Source organism: Phormidesmis sp. 146-20, assembly GCF_052939475.1.
Map to the genome: position 1 here is coordinate 45,718 of NZ_JBJPHT010000037.1, position 19,541 is coordinate 65,258.

The 19,541-nt window shown below is 48.0% G+C and carries 22 protein-coding genes and 1 other RNA gene; 9 read left to right on the forward strand and 14 right to left on the reverse strand.

Annotation, left to right across the window (positions count from 1 at the left end; translation table 11 throughout):
• Positions 1–517: 517 nt before the first annotated feature.
• On the forward strand, positions 518–1,039 hold the full coding sequence (locus ACKFKH_RS23420; RefSeq protein ID WP_446860774.1) for a hypothetical protein: 522 nt from the start codon (positions 518–520) through the stop codon (positions 1,037–1,039).
• 97 nt (positions 1,040–1,136) lie between these two features.
• Here ACKFKH_RS23420 and ACKFKH_RS23425 read toward each other — a convergent pair whose 3' ends face one another.
• From ACKFKH_RS23425 to ACKFKH_RS23455, 7 genes are all read right to left on the reverse strand, one after another.
• On the reverse strand, positions 1,137–1,319 hold the full coding sequence (locus tag ACKFKH_RS23425; RefSeq protein WP_446860775.1) for a YqaE/Pmp3 family membrane protein: 183 nt from the start codon (positions 1,317–1,319) through the stop codon (positions 1,137–1,139).
• A 195-nt stretch (positions 1,320–1,514) separates the two neighbouring features.
• On the reverse strand, positions 1,515–2,618 hold the full coding sequence (locus ACKFKH_RS23430; protein ID WP_446860776.1) for a tetratricopeptide repeat protein: 1,104 nt from the start codon (positions 2,616–2,618) through the stop codon (positions 1,515–1,517).
• An 83-nt stretch (positions 2,619–2,701) separates the two neighbouring features.
• A complete protein-coding gene (locus tag ACKFKH_RS23435; protein WP_446860777.1) occupies positions 2,702–3,424 on the reverse strand; it encodes a 16S rRNA (uracil(1498)-N(3))-methyltransferase in 723 nt (240 codons plus the stop codon).
• A gap of 9 nt (positions 3,425–3,433) precedes the next feature.
• Entirely contained in the window at positions 3,434–4,075 is a 642-nt protein-coding gene (locus ACKFKH_RS23440; RefSeq protein ID WP_446860778.1) for a Uma2 family endonuclease, read from the reverse strand.
• A gap of 277 nt (positions 4,076–4,352) precedes the next feature.
• The gene (gene sir / locus ACKFKH_RS23445) at positions 4,353–6,386 is read right to left on the reverse strand and encodes a sulfite reductase, ferredoxin dependent (protein ID WP_446860779.1); all 2,034 of its coding nucleotides are present in this window, start codon (positions 6,384–6,386) and stop codon (positions 4,353–4,355) included.
• Between the two features lie 216 nt (positions 6,387–6,602).
• On the reverse strand, positions 6,603–6,839 hold the full coding sequence (locus ACKFKH_RS23450; RefSeq protein ID WP_446860780.1) for a hypothetical protein: 237 nt from the start codon (positions 6,837–6,839) through the stop codon (positions 6,603–6,605).
• A 119-nt stretch (positions 6,840–6,958) separates the two neighbouring features.
• Positions 6,959–7,240 (reverse strand): hypothetical protein, encoded by a 282-nt coding sequence (locus ACKFKH_RS23455; protein ID WP_446860781.1) that lies wholly within the window; start codon positions 7,238–7,240, stop codon positions 6,959–6,961.
• 201 nt (positions 7,241–7,441) lie between these two features.
• Between ACKFKH_RS23455 and ACKFKH_RS23460 the strand changes: the two genes are divergently transcribed.
• Positions 7,442–8,053, forward strand: coding sequence for a Uma2 family endonuclease (locus ACKFKH_RS23460; protein WP_446860782.1), 612 nt, complete (start codon positions 7,442–7,444; stop codon positions 8,051–8,053).
• Between the two features lie 16 nt (positions 8,054–8,069).
• Here the strand turns inward: ACKFKH_RS23460 and ACKFKH_RS23465 are convergent, their stop codons facing one another.
• From ACKFKH_RS23465 to ACKFKH_RS23495, 7 genes are read right to left on the reverse strand one after another with little or no spacing between them, the layout of a single operon-like run.
• Positions 8,070–8,648: a Uma2 family endonuclease gene (locus ACKFKH_RS23465; RefSeq protein ID WP_446860783.1), complete on the reverse strand. Its 579-nt coding sequence runs from the start codon at positions 8,646–8,648 to the stop codon at positions 8,070–8,072.
• 46 nt (positions 8,649–8,694) lie between these two features.
• On the reverse strand, positions 8,695–10,383 hold the full coding sequence (locus tag ACKFKH_RS23470; RefSeq protein WP_446860784.1) for an NAD+ synthase: 1,689 nt from the start codon (positions 10,381–10,383) through the stop codon (positions 8,695–8,697).
• On the reverse strand, positions 10,380–10,724 hold the full coding sequence (locus ACKFKH_RS23475) for a HepT-like ribonuclease domain-containing protein (RefSeq protein WP_446860785.1): 345 nt from the start codon (positions 10,722–10,724) through the stop codon (positions 10,380–10,382). Before ACKFKH_RS23475 ends, ACKFKH_RS23470 begins: the two co-directional genes overlap by 4 nt.
• Complete coding sequence (locus tag ACKFKH_RS23480; RefSeq protein ID WP_446860786.1) at positions 10,721–11,011, reverse strand: nucleotidyltransferase family protein; 291 nt, start codon at positions 11,009–11,011, stop codon at positions 10,721–10,723. The genes ACKFKH_RS23475 and ACKFKH_RS23480 overlap by 4 nt, the downstream gene beginning before the upstream one ends.
• 13 nt (positions 11,012–11,024) lie before the next feature.
• On the reverse strand, positions 11,025–11,768 hold the full coding sequence (locus ACKFKH_RS23485; protein ID WP_446860787.1) for an NUDIX hydrolase: 744 nt from the start codon (positions 11,766–11,768) through the stop codon (positions 11,025–11,027).
• On the reverse strand, positions 11,732–12,376 hold the full coding sequence (locus ACKFKH_RS23490; protein WP_446860788.1) for a nicotinate-nucleotide adenylyltransferase: 645 nt from the start codon (positions 12,374–12,376) through the stop codon (positions 11,732–11,734). The genes ACKFKH_RS23485 and ACKFKH_RS23490 overlap by 37 nt, the downstream gene beginning before the upstream one ends.
• Before the next feature lie 37 nt (positions 12,377–12,413).
• Complete coding sequence (locus tag ACKFKH_RS23495) at positions 12,414–13,763, reverse strand: nicotinate phosphoribosyltransferase (protein WP_446860789.1); 1,350 nt, start codon at positions 13,761–13,763, stop codon at positions 12,414–12,416.
• Positions 13,764–14,405: 642 nt separating this feature from the next.
• On the opposite strand from ACKFKH_RS23495, the gene ACKFKH_RS23500 reads away from it, so the two are divergent.
• The 7 genes from ACKFKH_RS23500 to ACKFKH_RS23530 all read left to right on the forward strand — a co-directional run bounded on the left by ACKFKH_RS23500 (position 14,406) and on the right by ACKFKH_RS23530 (position 19,491).
• Positions 14,406–14,558, forward strand: a complete 153-nt coding sequence (locus tag ACKFKH_RS23500) for a hypothetical protein (RefSeq protein ID WP_446860790.1) — start codon at positions 14,406–14,408, stop codon at positions 14,556–14,558.
• Between the two features lie 247 nt (positions 14,559–14,805).
• Positions 14,806–15,498, forward strand: coding sequence for a hypothetical protein (locus ACKFKH_RS23505; RefSeq protein ID WP_446860791.1), 693 nt, complete (start codon positions 14,806–14,808; stop codon positions 15,496–15,498).
• A 36-nt stretch (positions 15,499–15,534) separates the two neighbouring features.
• Positions 15,535–16,023: RNase P RNA component class A (gene rnpB, locus ACKFKH_RS23510), an RNA gene on the forward strand.
• Between the two features lie 423 nt (positions 16,024–16,446).
• Complete coding sequence (locus tag ACKFKH_RS23515) at positions 16,447–17,061, forward strand: hypothetical protein (RefSeq protein ID WP_446860792.1); 615 nt, start codon at positions 16,447–16,449, stop codon at positions 17,059–17,061.
• Positions 17,062–17,139: 78 nt separating this feature from the next.
• Positions 17,140–17,862, forward strand: coding sequence for a ribonuclease III (gene rnc / locus ACKFKH_RS23520; RefSeq protein ID WP_446860794.1), 723 nt, complete (start codon positions 17,140–17,142; stop codon positions 17,860–17,862).
• Positions 17,863–17,907: 45 nt separating this feature from the next.
• Positions 17,908–18,951, forward strand: coding sequence for a Gfo/Idh/MocA family protein (locus ACKFKH_RS23525; RefSeq protein ID WP_446860795.1), 1,044 nt, complete (start codon positions 17,908–17,910; stop codon positions 18,949–18,951).
• 363 nt (positions 18,952–19,314) lie between these two features.
• Entirely contained in the window at positions 19,315–19,491 is a 177-nt protein-coding gene (locus tag ACKFKH_RS23530) for a Uma2 family endonuclease (protein WP_446860796.1), read from the forward strand.
• Positions 19,492–19,541 lie beyond the last annotated feature (50 nt).

A 19,541-nucleotide genomic window follows, 5' to 3' on the forward strand; every position in this document is an offset into this window, starting at 1 on the left:
GAGGGATGAAGGATGAGGGATGAATAGAGGTGGTTCTGTCCTTTATTCTGGGATGGTTTGTATCTGAGTCGTTTGATTTTGCGAAGCCCCTTAAGCTGAGACTTCTTTGCGTGAGCAAAAGTCCTTTTTAGGGGTTTTTGGCTTGAAGGGAGAGTGACTACTTCGTATCGTACTCTACAGAAAGTTATGGTTTGGGGTTGCAAGTGTTCATCGCTGCATCTGATAATCAGACTATAGGAATGCTTATGTTCTGAGTTTTGGCTTGGGTGTGCTTCAGAAAAATGGATCAGTCAAAGGACGATCATTTCGCTAATTTTTAGACAAGACTGCGCCGATTTTGACCCTGTTTAACTGTTCAGCAGAATTTATCAAAAGTGGGAGAAAGCTCGATCGACACGCTATATGATCAGCAAGGCTAGACGATCGTCAAACTTGACCAACTTGTTTGCCACCCAGTTTTTCATCAGTCCAGATTCCTATAATCTCAGCCTCAGCAACATCCTAGGAGCAGTATCACATGAGCGGTCTAATCAACCTCATCAAAAGCATTTTCGGCGGAATTCTTTCTTTTATCGGCGGACTGCTTGGCAGCAAAAAACCTGCCCTTGCTTCGGATAATGCTCCCAAAACTCGCAAGAGCGCCGGGTACTTTTTGGAGCTAGACGAAGCGGCCTCCGCCCCGATCACCCGCCTGCCCGACACTCAAAAAAACTCTGAGTCACCAAAGGCTTCTGAAACTCAAAAAGCTGCTGCCTCTGTTGCTGTAGCCGAAAAGCCCGAAGCCGCCCCGACTTCCACCAAACCTGCTGAAGAGGCTTCTAAAAAGAAAGCTTCTACAAAGGCATCAAATAACGGCACCTCAGCGACCGCTACAGCCGTCCAAACTGCCCCTGTTGCAGTCGCCCCCAAAGAGCCACAGTCAGCCGAGTTTGCTACAAAGTATCTCGTTCCTACTAGCAATGGAGGCCGTCGTCGTCCCGGTGCCAACATGAATTCTTATCTAGACATGGCACGAAATATGAAAGCTGGAAACAACTAATTGATTAGTCAGTTTTTAGTACGTTCAACTTGATTTTTCTCATTAAAAAACATCCCAACCAGTCATCGATCGGGATGTTTTTTTGTGGTCGTTTTTCTTAGTAGGCTGCGTTCTGTCTTTCGTCAGCCTTTTGCAGGAACCACAGCGCATGAATCACACCCGGCACCCAACCCAACAGCGTCAGCAGAATATTGATAAACAGAGCGGAGCTAACCCCTGCTGTCAGAAAAACACCGATCGGAGGAACCAAAATAGCCAAAAGAATGCGAATGAATTTCATAGGATTTCTCTAACCAACTCAGCTTAATTTGTTCACTATTATTGTCTTGAATCTGTTAGGTCAGTCACCTCTCTCTAAGGGACGAAAAGGGGACGAGAAGAGTTAAAGGAGTCTGGATTTGGGAGTCTGGACTTGGGATTCTAGACTTTGAATGCTGTGCTGTTAGCCTTGCGTCTTTGGTCTAATGCCCGATCCCTAAGCCGACTCTCTGAGAAAAGCTAATCCACTGTAAAGGTGAAACGCTGGATTCCAGGGGCTAGAGTCTTGACCAAAAAGGTGAACGTGGGAGTTGAGCCGTTTGAGTAGAAGCGTGTGGTCGATCGCCGTCTCTCCAAATGTCTGAAACTCTAACCAGGCGGGCTGTTGAGGAAGCTGATATTTGAGAAAGGCGATTAAATTATTCCAGTGAATGCGGTTGGTAGCCTGGTCGATCGCCACGGAATCTTTGGGAGGCGCAGAAAAGGCGATCCCCTGGTGAAATTGATAGTTCAAATCGCACAGCCGGAGAATGCAGCGACGCTTGGGAAGGTGTAGATCGCAGAGGTGTGCGTAGTCTTGAGTGGTCTGTTTTCGCTGCCGTTCGATCGTGCCTTTGCGAAGATCAGTATCGACGACTTGTTCAAAAATCGGTAGCATCCCTTCGACACGCCGACTGACTTCTGACCAATCAAATTTGAGTGAGCCGATTTGCCCCTGTTCGTTTTGGCAGACGACGATCGCTTGAGGTTGGTATTCCTGAATATAGTGAACTTGAAAAACGGGCAGTTTTTGTAGCGCATTCACAGAAGCCCAAAATGCAGGAATTTCGGCGTTTCTCAGTTGTTGTCCATAATGTTGCAGTTCGCCGATCGCCCCGACTCGATACAGCCGCCAGCCGCGATTGGGAATCTGCATTCGGGCGGTGTAAGCGTCTAGTTTCATGATGCGTGCTAGATTTTGAGCCGCAGAGGATCTGGCATCGCTGGGCATGGATTCCAAAACGAGAATTCCTGGTTCAGCGTTTTCGGGGTCGGCGGTGGCTTGGGCAATGGCTTGTTTGTGTTCTGTCTGGGCAATCTCATCAAGTCGTTGAATTCCCTGTCGCGCCTGTGTCACCAGTTTGGGATTTGTCCCGTCGCGCAACAGATGACGATAAATTTCGCCTGCCGCTTCTCGTTTGCCAGAGATTTCATAGAGTCTTGCTTTGTAAAACTGCCCCCAGACATTTTGAGGCGACTCCTGCAAGAATTCTTTGAGCAGTTTGGCGGCGGCGCGGTAATCTTGGCGATCGATGGCGGCGGCGATTTGTTCGAGCAGCATGATGGAGGGGGGATGAGGGATGAGGGATGAGGGATGAAACAGGAACTGATTTGCAACACTACTTTGAATTCTAATGCGCTAGTTTAGTCTTCATTCGTTCTTTCGAGTGATCCTGAGATGAGGGAAAGGGCGACGATCGGAGCGGTGACGGCTCGCAGAATGCGACGGCCGAGGGAGATGGGCTGGTAGTTTGCGGCGATCGCTTGCTCGATTTCCAGGTCTGTCCAACCGCCTTCGGGGCCGATCGCTAGCGTGATTGCGGAAAACTTTTGTTCTAGCAAGACATCCAGTAGATGGGGAGAGGAGCCTCTGGCTAGACAGATAAAGCGGCGATCGGCGGATTTTTCGGACAGGCGATTAGTTAAGGAGACGGGTTCTAAGATCGTGGGGACGACTTGCCGTTCGGATTGTTCTGCGGCTTCTTGAGCAATGCGTCGCCAGCGGTCTAGCTTGTTGGGGCTGGGGTTGAGAAGTGTCCGATCGCTGATCACAGGTGCGATGCAGGTTACGCCCAATTCGGTGGCTTGCCGAACAACATCGTCAAATCCATTGCCTTTAGGAAGTGCCAGAACCAATGTGACAGAAATGGAAAGCTCTGATTTTGTAACGATCGCTTCCAAAATTTTTGCTTGGTCGGATTCCAGTTCAGCCAGCCAGCCGTTTCCTTGTCCGTCCATTGCGATGAATTGATCGCCCGATCGTAATCGCAATACTCGACTCAAATAATGCTGTTGGTCGGCATTCAACAAAATCTGAGGCGGATTGAATTGATCGGAGGCAATGACCAGCCGTTGTAGTTGAGCCAATTTACTTCTCTACTCGCGATCGTTCCTCAAAAAAGTCTCGAATTCTTCTAAAGTTTGACTGACTCCAACTATTTTGGCGCGCTTGACGAATTGAGGAATGATTTGTGAAATTGCAATGTTTGAAAAGGTTGGACTCCCTTCAGACTCGATATATTCGCCTGCTTGAAACACATTAATTTTGAGAATTCCCTTGGCAAAAATCCATAACTCCGGCACTTCTAGCGCTCTGTAGGCATCGATTTCGGTTTTTGAAGTGACATCTGTTTCGATCGCTAAATCAGGAGGCGGATCGACAGATAAATCTAATCGATCTTTACCAATCACGGCTCTGTAATTTTGAATATAAAAACAATCATCGGGTTCGATTCCGACCGCCATTCCTGCACGTTTAAAGGTGGAAGATCCCAGAGATTCCCACGGTCTTTTTTGGGTCTTCAAAATGGCTTTGACCAAATCAGCAATTAGCACTTTTGATCGCTCATGTTCTGGTAGGGGAGCCATAATCTCTAAGATTTGATTGGCATAGGCGACATGCGACGATCGATGCTCTCCAAGGTTCGCCAAAATTGCTTCAAACTCTTGCCACGAGACAGGCTGAAGCGTTACTTTTTGCCCTGGTTCTAGATAGAGATTGATTGGAGTAGCTAACATGTTTGCTCACCCAATGTTTAAAGCTGAAGGAATTTTGAAGGGCGATCGACCACCGATAAAATTGAAAATCAACTGGATTAACGTGAATTCGATGAAATCTTTCGCTGCGGTTGTGAATCCAGGCAGCCCCCTAAATCCCCCACGAGTGAGGGACTTTGAACCCAAGATCTTGTCTGAAAGTCCCCCAACCCCCAATTTTGGGAGACTTCCGGATAAGAGTTTCGGCTCAGAGTCTCTTACGTGTGGGGGATTTAGGGGGCTGCTAATTGATCGAGATCTAAGGCTCGATCGGCGGCAAATAAGCGTCTAACGCCTCAGCAACCAGTTGAGTAATCGGTTTGTTTTGCTGGACAGAGGTTTGCTGAAGACGGAGATAAACTTCGCGCTGGATGCTGACTCGTGGAATTCGATTGCGTTTGGGCTTGGCAAGAACTTCCTCAGACATCTCCTGGGCCACGACGGTATCTTCTACAGAATCTTCGGCGGCGGATTCTAGAGACGTTTCTGCCACAGCCGTATCTTCGAGTGAATTTTCAATCATGGGTTCTGAAAGTTGGTAACTGCTGACAAATTGACGAATCTGATCGAAACCGAGGCGATCGCAAAAATCACCAAAGCTTTCTCCCAAACTACGCGATTTCTTGAATAACACAAAAATGGGTTCTAGCTCAGTTTCTAGATTATCAATGTGCAGCTTTTCGATGTAGGTTTGTGACAGTCGCGTTTGGTTGGGCGCAGCGCCAAGCCAAATTTGATAAGTGTCTGGGCCGTTGCCAACAAATCCCAGTTCTGCAAGGTAGGGGCGGGCGCACCCATTGGGGCAACCTGTCATGCGAATGATGAAATGCTCATCGGGAAGCCCAACTTTGGTGAGGAGCGATCGAATCCGTCCCAAAATGCTGGGGATGACTCGTTCTGATTCCGCCGTCGCCAGTCCGCAAGTGGGCAAAGCAGGACAAGCCATCGAGTAGCGGACTAAAGGATCAATCTCTTCGACAGACTTGATGCCGCAGCGAGTCAGAATGGCTTGAATTTCGTCCTTTTGAGCGGGATCAATTTCGTAAAAAATCAGGTTTTGGCTGGGCGTGACCAACATTGGCAAATTGTATGTTTCAACAATCTCGCGCAGTGCTGTCTTGAGTTGAAATGATCCTTCGTTTTTGACGCGACCGTTTTCAACCGAAATGCCCACAAACAGCTTGCCGTCTCCCTGTTCTTGCCAGCCGAGAAAGTCGAGATACTCAAATTTGGGCAGAGGTTTGAATGGCTCCAGCTTTTTACCAAAGTATTCTTCGACCTTGGCGCGAAACTTTTCGACTCCCCAATCTTCGATCAGATACTTCATGCGGGCGTGACGACGATCGCTGCGATCGCCATAATCTCGTTGAGTCGCGACGATCGCTTTGACGGCATCATACACATCGTCTTTGGCGACATAGCCAATCTCATCCGCAATCCGAGGAAAGGTTTCTTCTTTGTTGTGGGTTTTTCCCAATCCGCCACCCGCAAAGATGTTGAAGCCTTCGAGTTCGCCCTGATCGTTGGTGATGACGACGAGACTGACATCTTGAGAATACAAATCGACCGAGTTATCACCAGGCACCGTCACCGCAATTTTGAATTTGCGAGGCATGTAATGTTTGCCATAAATCGGTTCGGGGTTGTCGTGAACGATCGTTCCAGTCCCATTTTTTTGACGAGCCGCGACGACTTCAGGATTCTCTTCGGCTGAAATGAATTTCTCACCATCTAGCCAAATTTCGTAATAAGCGCCTGTTTGAGGAGTCAACAAATCGGCAATTCGATGCGAATACTCGTAGGCAAACTGGTACTCAGGGCGATTTCTAAAGGGAGCCGGAGGAGCCATGACGTTACGATTGACATCGCCACAAGCGCCCAGTGTATTCCCCAAGTTGCGAACGATCGCGGCGATCGCCGCCTTCAAATTCTTCTTGAGAATGCCGTGAAGCTGGAACCCTTGGCGTGTCGTAGCCCGAATCGTCTGATTGCCGTACTCATTGGCAATATCATCCAACGCTAGATAAAGCTGAGGAGGAATAAAGCCACCCGGACTGCGGGTTCTGAGCATCATTTGATAGTCTTTTTCTTGCCCCTTCACCCGATTGTCGCGGTTGTCTTGCTGGTAGGAGCCGTGAAACTTGAGGATCTGGATGGCATCCTCGGTGAAATGGGTCGTGTCGAGGAGAAGTTCAGACGCGACGGGTTCCCGCAAAAAGTCACTGCGATCTTTGAGTCCTTCGACTTTAGAAAGCTTGCGGGCGGTGGAATTGGGTGTCGAAGATAGTACCATTGCGCTGCGATCGTGAGGAGGTAGGTTGAGACAGGAGTGGGCAACGAGTCCGCTGGCTTTCGCTCACTCATCACCCATGATTAGAAATTTTTGTTTCCCAGTATATCGGTCGGAATTCTGAGGAATCACTTTATCCTATCATCGCACTCTACTTTATCGGGTGATCGAGTCGAAATGGCGATCGCGCTAAATGATTTAAGACTAATTCTGGTTCTTTTAGTTGTAAATCGACCGCTGGGGGTATGACGGGAGCGATCGGGCTTCATCTAAATCGTTCTTGGTAGGAACCATCTCGTAGACAATTTCAAATTCGCCATCTGGGTCAAGGGTTTGAATTGCTTTCAAATATTCTTCCGCGTGGGGGCGACGACGAAATCTCTCAATCAATTGACGCTGAAAATTGGGCAGGCGACGATAAATTACCCACGGCTTGAGCGAGTCTTGATAACTCATATTTTGGAGGTCATGAAAAATAGTTGAACTCTCTGACAATAAAAAACCCCTGAGTTGGGGTCAAGAGTTTTGGATGAGAGTTTCCAGTAAAAACTTGGAGAATAGTGCAATAATAAATTTTATGAATCTTCTAGCTGTTGCAAGACGGCCTGAAAGATTTCGCGTTGACTCCTTCCGCCTTCCTCTAGCATTCGTTTGATAGTCATGGCATAGCCCAGAGTATTTTCGTATTGGTCAGGCATCCCAGGGAAATCGACTCCTGAACCCCAGCGCTCAACCGTGTCTTCTTCTAAGCCGATCACGCGGGAAAGGAGTTTTACGCATTGTGTACGGTAACCTCTGGCTTTCTCGTCTTCTTCACTGACGTTGAACCACAGGCGGCAAAATTGTCTCGGCTTCATCTTGTTCGGCAAATCATGCGGACTAAACGATGATCTACCTGTACCCTTTAACCTCAAGATTGGATACCTGCTTAGTGGAAGGATTAAGGCTAACTTATCACAAATCTTGAAGCAGTTTGATGGAAGTATTCCAGCATTAATATAAAATCTTTTGGTTCGCGTTATCGTAATATCAGTTGAAAAATCAGAGAGGCAAGCAGCATGTTTCAAGCTTCGCCAAAGTTCATGAGTTTTGAGGAGTTTGTAGCGTGGTATCCCGATGGAGAAGGGCGCTACGAGCTTTATAGAGGAGGCGTAATTGAGATGTTGCCAACAGGTGATCACGAAGAAGTGACCGCGTTTACCACAGGTGAGTTGTTTCTGGAAATTCGGCGACTGCAATTGCCCTACATCATTCCCAGAACCTACCTTGTGAAGCCTCCCGGTGAGGACACAGGCCATCAACCAGATATTCTTGTTTTGGACAAGGCAGCGCTTGAAGACGAGCCACGCTGGAGACAAGCCTCAACGATCGAGCAGGGTAAATCGATCAAACTCGCGGTAGAAGTGGTCAGCACCAACTGGGGCACCGACTATGGGCGTAAGGTGACCGACTACGAGCAAATGGGCATTCCTGAGTATTGGATTGTCGATTTCAAAGGACTGGGCGCAAAGCGATATATTGGCTCTCCCAAACAGCCGACCCTCTCGGTTTATCAGCTAGTTGAAAATGAGTATCAAGTGCAACAATTTCGAGGAAAAGACCGAATAATTTCCGATACCTTTCCAGAATTAACATTAACCGCAGCACAAATTTTCTCAATAGAAACTTAGACAAGATGTCGCTTTTCTAAATGCCTGCTTTTAAGATCTCTTCAGCCGTTAACTGCAAATTTTGAAGGATTTCAAGCTGAGATTGAACTCGATCGCTCCCTCGAAATTCCTTTATTTCATAAGCTCCATTCATTAGTTCACAGACCGACACCACCTGAGTTTCGGGATCAATAATCCAATATTCAGGAATGGCGATCGCCTCATATTGTCCAAGTTTTGCAATGTAATCACGGTCTCGCTGCAAGTCGCCAGGGCTAACCACTTCAACCACCAACAAAGGAGGAGCCATTGACAGACGAATGGTATTGCGCCGCTCCAGTTGTGCAATGTGTTCCTCACGAATAATGGTCAGGTCTGGAAATCGATTCCGAGGTTCACCCATCACTTCAACTTCTAAACCATGAGGTCTAACTCTCAGATATCCTACGATCGCAGCAAGTTGAATTGTCAGAAAAACTGCAATCCCAACATTAAATCCTGACTCTGGCGGCACTTCAATTAACTCCCCATTGAATAATTCATACACATTGTCCGTTCCATCGTCGTAGCCAAGATATTCCTCAAAACTTGAAAACCTTTGCTTAGTTTGAGTCATATTCGCTTTATCCAGGTGATGTTTGTGACTTACTAAATCCTACTCGTTAATAGGAGGTTTGTTTGCTGGCGATCGGCATTCTCCAACCTGTCCCAAAAGCACGATCGGTAATCTTAATTCCGGGAGGAGCCTGACGACGTTTGAATTCTGCAATGGTAACCAGTCTAACTACGCGATCGACCACCGTTGCATCATGTCCAGCAGCGATAATTTCTGTGGCAGATTGATGTTGATGAATGAAGCGATCGAGAATATCATCTAACACTTCATAAGGCGGTAAAGAATCCTGATCGACCTGTCCAGGTTTCAATTCGGCGCTGGGTGGTTTGGTCAAAATGTTGGTAGGAATTAGTTCCGATGAACTTCGACAATTGAGCCATTCACAAATTGAATACACTCGCGTTTTAGGGACATCAGCGATCGCCGCCAATCCCCCATTCATATCGCCATAAAGCGTGCAATAACCCACCGCCATCTCAGATTTGTTGCCTGTCGAAATCAATAGATACCCAAATTTATTCGCAATTGCCATTAACAAAGTGCCACGAATTCTGGATTGAATATTCTCTTCGGCAACACCAAACGACGTTCCAGCAAAGAGTTCTTCTAGCGTTTGATCGTAAGCATTCATCAACTGTTCAATCGGGAGTTTTTGAGTTTGAATTCCCAAATTTTTTGCTAACGCTAACGCATCTCCGACTGAGTGATCAGAACTATAAGGCGACGGCATCAAAATTCCCAACACATTTTCGGCACCGAGGGCAGAGGCCGCGATCGCCGCCACCAACGCAGAATCAATCCCACCACTCAAGCCCAACACTACTTTAGAAAAGCCACACTTTCGCGCATAGTCTCGCACACCCAACACCAACGCCGACCAGATTTCAGCCTCATCACATTCAGGCTCAAACGCGATCGAACTCGGCGAAAAATCTTGCTTTTCAAAATCGTAATCAACCGTCACAAAATCAGCCTCAAATCCAAGAGCGCGACAGATTAAATTGCCTTGGCGATCGACAACCACACTACTCCCATCAAAAATTAAATCATCATTTCCACCAACTTGATTAGCATAGATCATGGGCTGATTAAATCGAATTGCACCATGCTTCAGCATCGATTCGCGTAATTTTTGCTTGCCAACTGTATAAGGCGAGGCAGATAGATTGATCGTAAAATCAACGCCTCTTTGGGCAAGGTCAGCGATCGGATTCAAGTTATAAGTTCGTTTGCCCCAAAACTCTTCGTCATTCCAAAGATCTTCACAGATTGTCACGCCGATATGAATAGACGTTGATCCTAAATCTAATGTGAAATGATTTGCTTCATTGCCTGGCTCAAAGTAGCGATCTTCGTCAAATACGTCGTAGGTTGGCAGCAATCTTTTGTGAAAAATCTGCCGAATCTTTCCCTGTTCTAAAAGTGCCACACTGTTAAAAAGCGGCTTACCACCTGTCTGAAGCGATCGCGCATTCAAATCCACCGTTCCTACCAAAACTGCTAACTCAGACGGCAATTGTGTCGCCAATTTAAGCAGCGTTTTAGACATTTCTTCCACAAAGCTCGGATTGAGCAACAAATCACGAGGCGGATAGCCACAAAGAGAAAGTTCTGGCGTTAATAAAAGCCTTGCGTCTTCGTTAGATGCTCGATGTCCCGCTTCTAAAATTTGTTGGGCATTGCCTTTAAGATCACCGATCGTAGGATTCAGTTGAGCGATCGCAATTTTCATCATAATTCTTGACTCAATTCCTGCAAAACAGCTTCAACTTTCTGCTTCAAATCGGGTAAATCTATCTCAACGATCGCCCATACGATTTCGCTGTTGACCTGAAAATATTCATGAACTAAAACGTTACGTAAACCGACCGCTTGTATCCAGGGTAAGTTTGAATGTTTCACTTTAAACTCAGATGATGTAGCTCTAGCAGCTTCTCCAATCACTTGCAGATGATAAGAGATCCAGGTTTGAATCAATTCATCTTGCTCAAACGCTTCTTTCCCTTGTTTAGCATATCGTTCGATCCGAAGAATTGCTTCCAGAATATCGTGCAGCCTCTCACGGTCATTCCTCATAATGAGACAGCCTCACTTAAGACTCGCTCTCGAATTCGATCTTTTAATCCTTTTTCAGTTGCAACATCTACCTTCCTTCCTAGTAAATCTTCTAAATCTTGAATCAATCCAACTGGAAACCAAGAACTACGATCGGAACCAACTTCGACTAAGAAATCGACATCACTATCGTCTCTAGCTTCTCCTCTCGCAACCGACCCAAAAACACGAATGTTGTAAGCTCCATGTTGAGCAGCGATCGCTAAAATTTCCTCTCGTTTTCCCGCCAACAATTCTTCAATTCCCACGGTTTTTACTCCATTAAATAAACACTAATGGCTTGTCTTTTAAGGGCGCAAAGGCTTCGGCATCAAAGCGATATAAACTGGCTGGACGGCCTGCCCCTCGTGAAACTTTGATTCCGGTATCGCAAAGAAAACCTAGCTTGAGAAGGCGCGATCGAAAGTTTGAATAATCCGAGAAATTCTCACCCAAAACGGTTGTATAAAGTTGATAAAGATCGCTCAACGTAAACACTTCTGGCAACACATCAAACGCCACTGGACTGTACTCCAATTTATTTTTGAGGCGATGATGTCCATATTCCAAAATCGTGTTGTGATCAAACGCCAACTGCGGCAACTGATCCAACGGATACCAGGCAATCCCACTCACACCATCCGCAATCAGTTCAGCTTCGGCAAACCGGACTAATGCAAAGTAGCTCACCGACAAATAGCGCACTCCGTAACTGTCCTCAGCCTCACGCGGATCGCGATTTGGTCCACCAAAGGTATACAACTGCTCTAGATAAAGATTTCGAGCGCGAATCTTTTCCGACAAAATTCGATAAGCTGCTTTCTCCAGCGATTCTCCTCGACGCACCAGCGTTCCGGGCAAACTCCAGCGATCGAGAAACGGCTCCTCCTGACGCATTACCAACAAAACCAGCAGTCGATTTTGCGCCGTATCGACCGAAAAAATGGCGTTATCGACTCCAACCCTAAAATCTGCAAGCGCCTCACCTTTTAATGGATGGGCAGTTTTTCTCTGCGTGCGTGACATCCGTACAGTTGCTCCCGATCGATATAGTCTTGAATCGGCGGGGTGACGCTCTCAGTCTCTCCCTGCTCACGATAGGCGGTCGAGGAAACATCTGGGGCACTGAGATCAGCGATCGTCACATCGGCTCCCATCTGTCTCAAACGGTTTAGATCCTGGCTCACGAGAGAATATCCAGGTCGCGGCACCACCAATAGTTTCACCTGTTTCAGCAGATCTTCGACGCGAAACCACTGAGGTAATTGACTTACCAAATCGGCACCAATGACGAGCGTAAATTCTGCCCCGTTCCAGTGCTGTTGGGCACGTTCTACGGTGATCAGCGATCGCGGACTGCTCAATTCTGGATAAACCTGTACATTTTGCCTGGGCAAATCCAACTCATGAAGCCTGGGCAAATCCAACTCATGAAGCCTGGGCAAATCCAATTCATGAATCAACAACCGCAGCATCGCCGTCCGATGTTCCAATGCAGTCTGATGCGATTTAAACGGATTGTCAGAAGCCCAAACCGCCACTTCATCAAAGCGATGAGACAGCCACCTCAGAATGGTCAAATGCCCCGTGGTAGGTGGGTCGGCGCTAGTTCCAAAAAGAGCAATTTGCTGCATGGAGGGGAGGATGAGGGATGAGGGATGACAGGAAGTGCTAGGGATGCTTTCGGGTTGTTTCGATGAGATGGGACAGGGAGCCAGAAAGGGTTAGAGGAATAGAATTTGGTTGATTGATGTCACGGGTTTCAGGTGGCAAGCTGATCACAGAAGCGGCCGTACGGTGGGCGATCGTTCCCAAATTTTCCAACTCTTGCAAACGCTGTCCCTGTTTGACTACAAGCTGCATCAGCGGTTGTTCTGAGGCGATCGGTGATTCGTTAACTAAACCTAGACGATCGCTCACCACCCTTCCATTCTCAACCTGCCGAAAAATCTGCTTGCGTCCAGGATACGTGATTTTTCCGGGCGACTCCTTCATCACGGGAATATCATCAATTTCGACCAGTTTATAAACCCCATTCACGGGCGCACCTGTCACCAACTGAGTTCCCAACCCATAGCCATCAATACAGGCACCTGCGGCTTTGAATTCGGCAATCTTCCACTCATCCAGGTCGCCGCTGGCAAAGATCGGAACGCCGGGTAACAATTCGCGCACCTGCTGAGACAGAGAAACCAAATCGCCCGAATCGATACGAATGCCTGCCAAATCAAGTTCGCCCTTTCTAAAAGGTTCAGATAGCTGATGGGCGGCGGCGATCGTGTCATAGGTATCAATCAACAACGGCGCACCCGGAAAGTAGCGATGAAAGGCGGTAAACGCATCTGACTCACTGCCCGCAATGGCACTCAACGCCATCACCAGCGCGTGGGCCATCGTCCCCGTCGGATTACGCCCCAGTTTCACCGCAGCCAATACATTGGACGTTGCATCAAACCCCGCCGCCAAAGCTGCACGAGCCGCCCAGAGAGAAGCCTGCGGACTGAATGCCCGACGAGTGCCAAACTCTAAAAGGGTTGCTTGTGACCCGGCGATGTCTCGCGATCGCGCCGCACGAGTCGCAATCAATGTCTGATAATTCAGGGTATTCAATAAATAAGTTTCGACAAGTTGGGCTTGCCAAAGTGGGGCTTCAATTCGCAGCAAAGGTTCGTTTGCAAAGACAGCCGTTCCTTCAGAAACCGCCCACACGTCTCCCGTAAAACGAGCCGCTCTCAACAGCGTCCAAAACCGTTCTGGAACCTGATCAAACATGCCCGTAGCTCGCAGTGCATCAAGCTGTTGAGAGCTAAAGTGAAGTTTTTCTAAATAATCCAGCGCTTGAGCCAAACCCATCGCAATCAAGTAGCCAAACTTAGCAGGTAAACGCCTGACAGTCAGTTCAAAGCTGGCTCGGCGCTGATCGAGGTTTTCGCCCACGTAGCAAGCTGCCATTGTCAACTGATATAGGTCAGTCAAAAGGCTGTAGTCATGGGAGGCGATCGTTAATTCCGCGTCTTCCACCCGTTTCTCCTTAAATGAGGGTTGTTTTTGGGCTACGGAGGCTCATAGGGCACTAGAAAAACTCTGTTGAAGCCATTCCATAATTATAGTTAAAAAAACCAAAAATCAATAGGCGAAGGTGCAGAAAAATACAAAATGGTTGAGTAAAAAACCTGGAGAGGGCGAAATATACAGCGACTTAACTCTTCTAGGCGACTCTGTTTATAGTACTTTCTATCAAAACCTCTGGCGATCGCACCAAAAAGGAATCGTAGGAGAAGTATAGAGAAATCACGTTAGAAACTGATAGAAATCTAGGCACAAACTTATTATCTTTAAAGAACGGCCCTTGCAGGTAACGTGAAGAAATCACTCCTCTCAAATCAGGTTTAAAGCAGCAATTTTTTTGATTGAAATATTAAGAACTAGTTGCAAAGCTCGACTCAAACGAGCGTATTTGTTTTATTTCAGAAACAAAACCCAGCCAAAAATATCGAAATATAAACAACTCTCTGAGACGAGTCGATAAACGTAAATAAATAATGTATTTACGTCTAAATTGAACCGAAATTCATCATAATCAATCACATAGGATCAAGACCACTCAGGATACACAACTCGCTTCAAGCTCACATCCAATCAACCTGTTCAGAGGTGAATTTTATGAGCCTTCCTAAAGTGATTGATGACGTTGTTTCGTACATTTCTGGTGCCATGTCTCGCATTTTTGGCCCCACCGATGACTCTTATCCCGAAACCGGAGTACAACCCTATCAAGGAGATTACAAACACCCCAAAAAGCATCGCTCAGACTGATGAACGTTGAATCTCGTTTGCTCCTAGTTTGTGTCATTCAATTCGGTAGGGAAGAATCAGACTTCTCTGCCGATTTTTTTGCCTTCATAACCTGCTCTTTCCAGGCCCATATCGATTTGACTAAGGGGTCATACCCCTCACTTGGGTGTCCGCTAGCCCTCTAACAAAACTGCCTCACAAATCGTTTGAACGCCAGATGAGATGGTATAAGGTCTACAGTCCGTCGTCTTTAGGTTTGGGGTCAACGATGACTGAACTCGACTTTGTGCTTCTTACGGTCTATCTGCTATGCGTCACTTATGTTCTGTACCAAATTGTAGACTCGTTTAACGATGAGTTTCATATCGCCCTAAACGACGACGAACTCAAACAGCACCTTGCCGCTCACAATCTCTCAGAGATCCTTGGCGTTAGCTTCAAATTTGACTCGCACTACGAATTTCACACGCTAAAACAACTCGCCATCAGCATCAACAACAAATCCCAGGATCACCCCATCTACATCGATTGGGACTACTGCTCAATGACGGATCTTGATGGTCGATCGCGCCGTGTCACCCGCCTGCCCCCTGGCACCACCCTCGATCTTTCACAAACCCAAGTGTTTAGTGTCATCGCCCCCGGTAGAACGCTCAAAGAAGCGATCGTCGCTGAAGACATGCTCACCCGCAAAGGCGACGATGGCGCAATGGACATCGCCAAAACCATCATTAATCTGGAGAAGCCAGACCCCAAAAAATCTACAGAAGCCCAGCGAAAACGCTACAAAAACTTCATGGAGATGAAGGAACCTGTAAAATTTTCCCTTTATCTGACCATGCGTCTGACTGGCCCCAACACTATCTCCCCCACGGGCGATCGCACCCAGGTCATCTGCACCTTTACCCTCACCAAACTCGACTGGACAGCCGGCCTCCCCTGGAACCCTCGCAAAAAGTAATCGTTCACCAACTCCGACTAAACTGGAAAATGGAGAAGAGTCAGGGTAGGCAGTTGCGGACGCGGTAAAAGTTTTTTACCCGTCTGAGGAAAGTCCGGACTCCCCAAAGACCAGACCTGCTGGGTAATTCCCAGTGCGAGCGATCGTGAGGACAGTGCCACAGAAAAATACCGCCAGTTGTCAGGCTGAAGGTCAAAGGTAGACGGAAGAACTACAAATTCATCCCTCATCCCTCATCCCTCATCCTTCTCATTGGTAAGGGTGCAAAGGTGCGGTAAGAGCGTACCAGCAGTATCGAGAGGTGCTGGCTCGGTAAACCCCGGTTGGGAGCAAGGTCGAAGGAACAATGGTTGGTCTTTTTCCAGTTCCGAGCTGTCAGAAGGAAACTTTTGGGAGCGCATCCGCTTGAGGCATTTGGCAACAGATGTCCCAGATAGATAACTGCCCTCTGAGTGTTTTGCATTCGTGTTTTGCATTCGTGCTTGCATTCAAAGAACAGAACCCGGCTTATGACTGGCTCTTCTCCACTTCGTCGCGACAGTCCGACTTGAGACCATTGCGTTGATCACTTGGGAGCTTTCTATCAAAGAAGTCGCACATTGCGTAAATTTCCCAAATTTAGCCCTATAGCGTCTCGTCGATGTCTGTAATGCCCACCCGACCTTGGGTTAACTTCTTTTGTGGAAATAGCCTTAGAGCCTTTTTTGATTGAATTCACCCCACCCTTTCTCGACCTTTCCATCAACTGCCGCGAAAACTGCTACAAAGCAATCGCCCAAACTTTTTCACCAATCCGCAATTTTCAAGCAGAAATTTAATTTATGTAGATTCCGCAAAGTGGCTGTCGCGATTCGACAAGATGCCTGGAACTTGACTTACGATGAAATCATCAGGAAGTCTACCTTATTCCAGAGGATCGCTGTGCCTACAGATCTGTAGGATAAGCCCGTGAACAGTCAGATTACTACCCTCATCCCCTCCCAACGGTCGGAAGTTGCCCTCACTTCTGAACCCCTCCTAGCGATCAGCGAACAAAAAAAGAGTGGACTGATTCTCTGCAAAGAGTTTCATGCTGAGTTTGCCGGCCCCGGCGCGGCCGTCAGCAGTTTGGCGGAGCAGTGTTACCAAGCTGTGATCGCGATCGGCTCCCCAGAACTGTTGCCCCTCCACACCCTTGAAGGTCGTCGCAGAGCCTATGGGCGGCGCATTCAATGGGGACGCTGGCTCCACAAAATTGTCGAACATCCCGATCCAGCGATGAGAGCCGAAAGACTGCTGGCCGGGTTTGAAGAATTCTTTGGGCGGCAGGTTGTTATTAGCTTACCGAGTGAGGTCTTGGCGCTTTTGGCGGGGGTGTTTCCGGGGACGATCGAGCAAGTTCGTCTTCAGCATTGGCATCTGGGCAAGCTAGAATCGACGGCTTTTTTACCCACCTCTGATCAGCTAAAAGTGACTACGATTACGCTGGATGCAGCGACGCGAGAAACCTGTGAAGTTCCCCTGTTGACAACGGCGACGATCGGCGAGATTTGCCGTACCTATGAGTTTCTCCGCTCTGCTTGAAAGTAAAAAATGGGCGATTGGGATGAGGCGTAAGGAGTAGGGTAGAAGAAGACTGTTCTCTCTACACTTGATTGAAGGATGACCTTACACTATCCGCGCCGTCAGCAACAGTTACAAACCCTATTACAACGATTGGGCGTGCTTGAGCAGGCTGCGATTCGCTGGGAGCTGCTAGACCTGGCCCTAACGCACTCGACTGTTTCTGCTGAGGCCAACTATGAGCAGCTTGAATTCGTCGGGGATGCCGTGGTTAAACTGGCGGCGGCTGAGTTTTTACTTGAAACCTATCCCAATCTTAAGGTTGGCGAATTTACCGCGATGCGATCGGTTCTGGTCAGCGATCGTGTTCTCGCTTTGATTGCTGATGAATATGGGTTCGATCGCTATTTGCTGGTTTCTGCGAGTGCGATGGCGGATCAGGCCGGCAAAGAATCTCGTCTCGCAGACTCTCTAGAAGCCGTTCTTGCAGCCCTTTATCTGAGTACTCATACGCTACAGCTAGTTCGCCCGTGGCTCGATCGTCATTTTGAACCCTTATCTGCTGAGATTTTGGCAGACCCGGCGCGGCAAAACTACAAAGCTGCCCTACAAAGTTGGACTCAAGGGCGTCAAAAAGTCTTACCTGAATATCGCACCCAGGAATCTGGGAAAACTCACAACGATCCCGAACGATTTACTTCAGAAGTTTGGCTTCAGGGAAAATGTCTGGGCAGAGGGATGGGGCGATCGCGTAAAGCCGCAGAACAGGCAGCCGCCCAGGTCGCTTTTGTGTCCCTGAGTCAAGAAACGGAGTCCGTTTGAGGGCTGAATGGGAACCGCTCAAAACTCAGAACGTTAGGAAAATCAATGTCACATCAAACGAGAATTGCAGTCTTTGGCGTGGGTCGGTGGGGTGTGCATCTGTTGCGAAATTTTTTGCAGAATCCTCGATCGCAGGTAGTGGCAGTGGTCGATCCTCAAGCTGAGAGTCTGGCTGCGGCGACCCAAAAGTTTGATCTAGACAAGCGAACTTTGCTGACAACTGACTGGCGAGAGGTGATGGACTTGGACAGCGTGGAAGGGGTGGCGATCGCAACTCCGGCCGTCACCCACTACCCGATGATTACAGCCGCTCTCAAGCAGGGCTTTCACGTTTTAGCAGAAAAGCCTTTGACCCTGAAGGTCGAGGAATCGTTAGAGCTTTGTCGTCTAGCCGCCCAACAGCAACGGCAACTGGTGATCGATCACACCTATCTGTTTCATCCCGCAGTGCTAACTGGAAAGGACGCGATCCAAAGGTTGGGCAATTTGCGCTACGGGTATGCGGCTCGGACTCATCTCAGCCCGGTGCGACAAGATGTAGACGCTTTGTGGGATCTGGCGATTCACGATATTGCGATTCTCAACTATTGGCTAGGAGAACTGCCCTGTGAAGTGCAGGCAAAGGGTCAGGTTTGGCTTCAGCCTCAGTTGGGGCTGCCTGATTTTTCTCAAGGGTTGGCGGATGTGGTTTGGGCGACGCTCACTTACCCCAGTGGTTTTCGCGCAACGCTTCATCTCAGTTGGCTCAATCCTGACAAACAGCGGCGCATCAGTCTGGTCGGGAGTCAGGGGGCGTTAATTTTTGATGAACTGGTAGCCGATCCCCTATGTCTGCATTGTGGACAGTTTGAGAAAAAGGGGCCGCACTTTATCCCAGTTGACCAACGCCGTGAACGTTTGAATCTGCCGCCTGGTGAGCCACTCCAGCAAGTCTGTGACCATTTTTTGACCTGTGTCCAACAAAATCAGCCTTCTCAAATTTCTTCGGGGTGGTTAGGGGCAGAACTGGTGCAAATTTTGAGCGCTTTATCGGAGTCGATGCGGCAAGAAGGAGCGGCGATCGTCCTCCAGCCCTTCAGTCGGCAGTAAAGCCTAATGTGACGTGAATTCGATGAGAGTTTTTTCGCTTCGTTGTTCACAGCTTCTGCCCCCACCCCCCAACTCTGGGGTACAGGGTGGTTTCGTACACCAAAAGGAAAACCCAGAAGCCTGATTTTTCAGTCTCTGCGAACACTTTGTGGCGCGTAGCGTTCGTAACTTTGAGCGAATCTCAACGAAGGAATCAAAAATCCTCACTATTTTTTTCTTGTATGAAACCACCCTGCTCGCTATCCCCCTCGCCATGCCTGGTGCCGAGAATGATGAACCGCAGAAACACCCATCAGGAAAGACGCTGACCCGCCCCTCGCCCAGGGTCAGGAATACTTTGTAGAGCGGCAATCAAATTCATAAATGCAGGAATATATTGAGAATGGCGTTCGATTGGGTTGGTTGCTCGATCCGCAAACACCGCAAGCTAAAATCTACCGTCCGGGGCAGGCTGTAGAAACAATTCCTTCTCCGATCGTCCTATCCGGTGAAGGTGTGTTGCCGGAATTTGTTTGGGATGTGAATCGAGTGTTTCGTTAAGTAGGTGGGTAGAATTAATTGTAAGATAAGGAGGCTGCTCAATTCCTCAA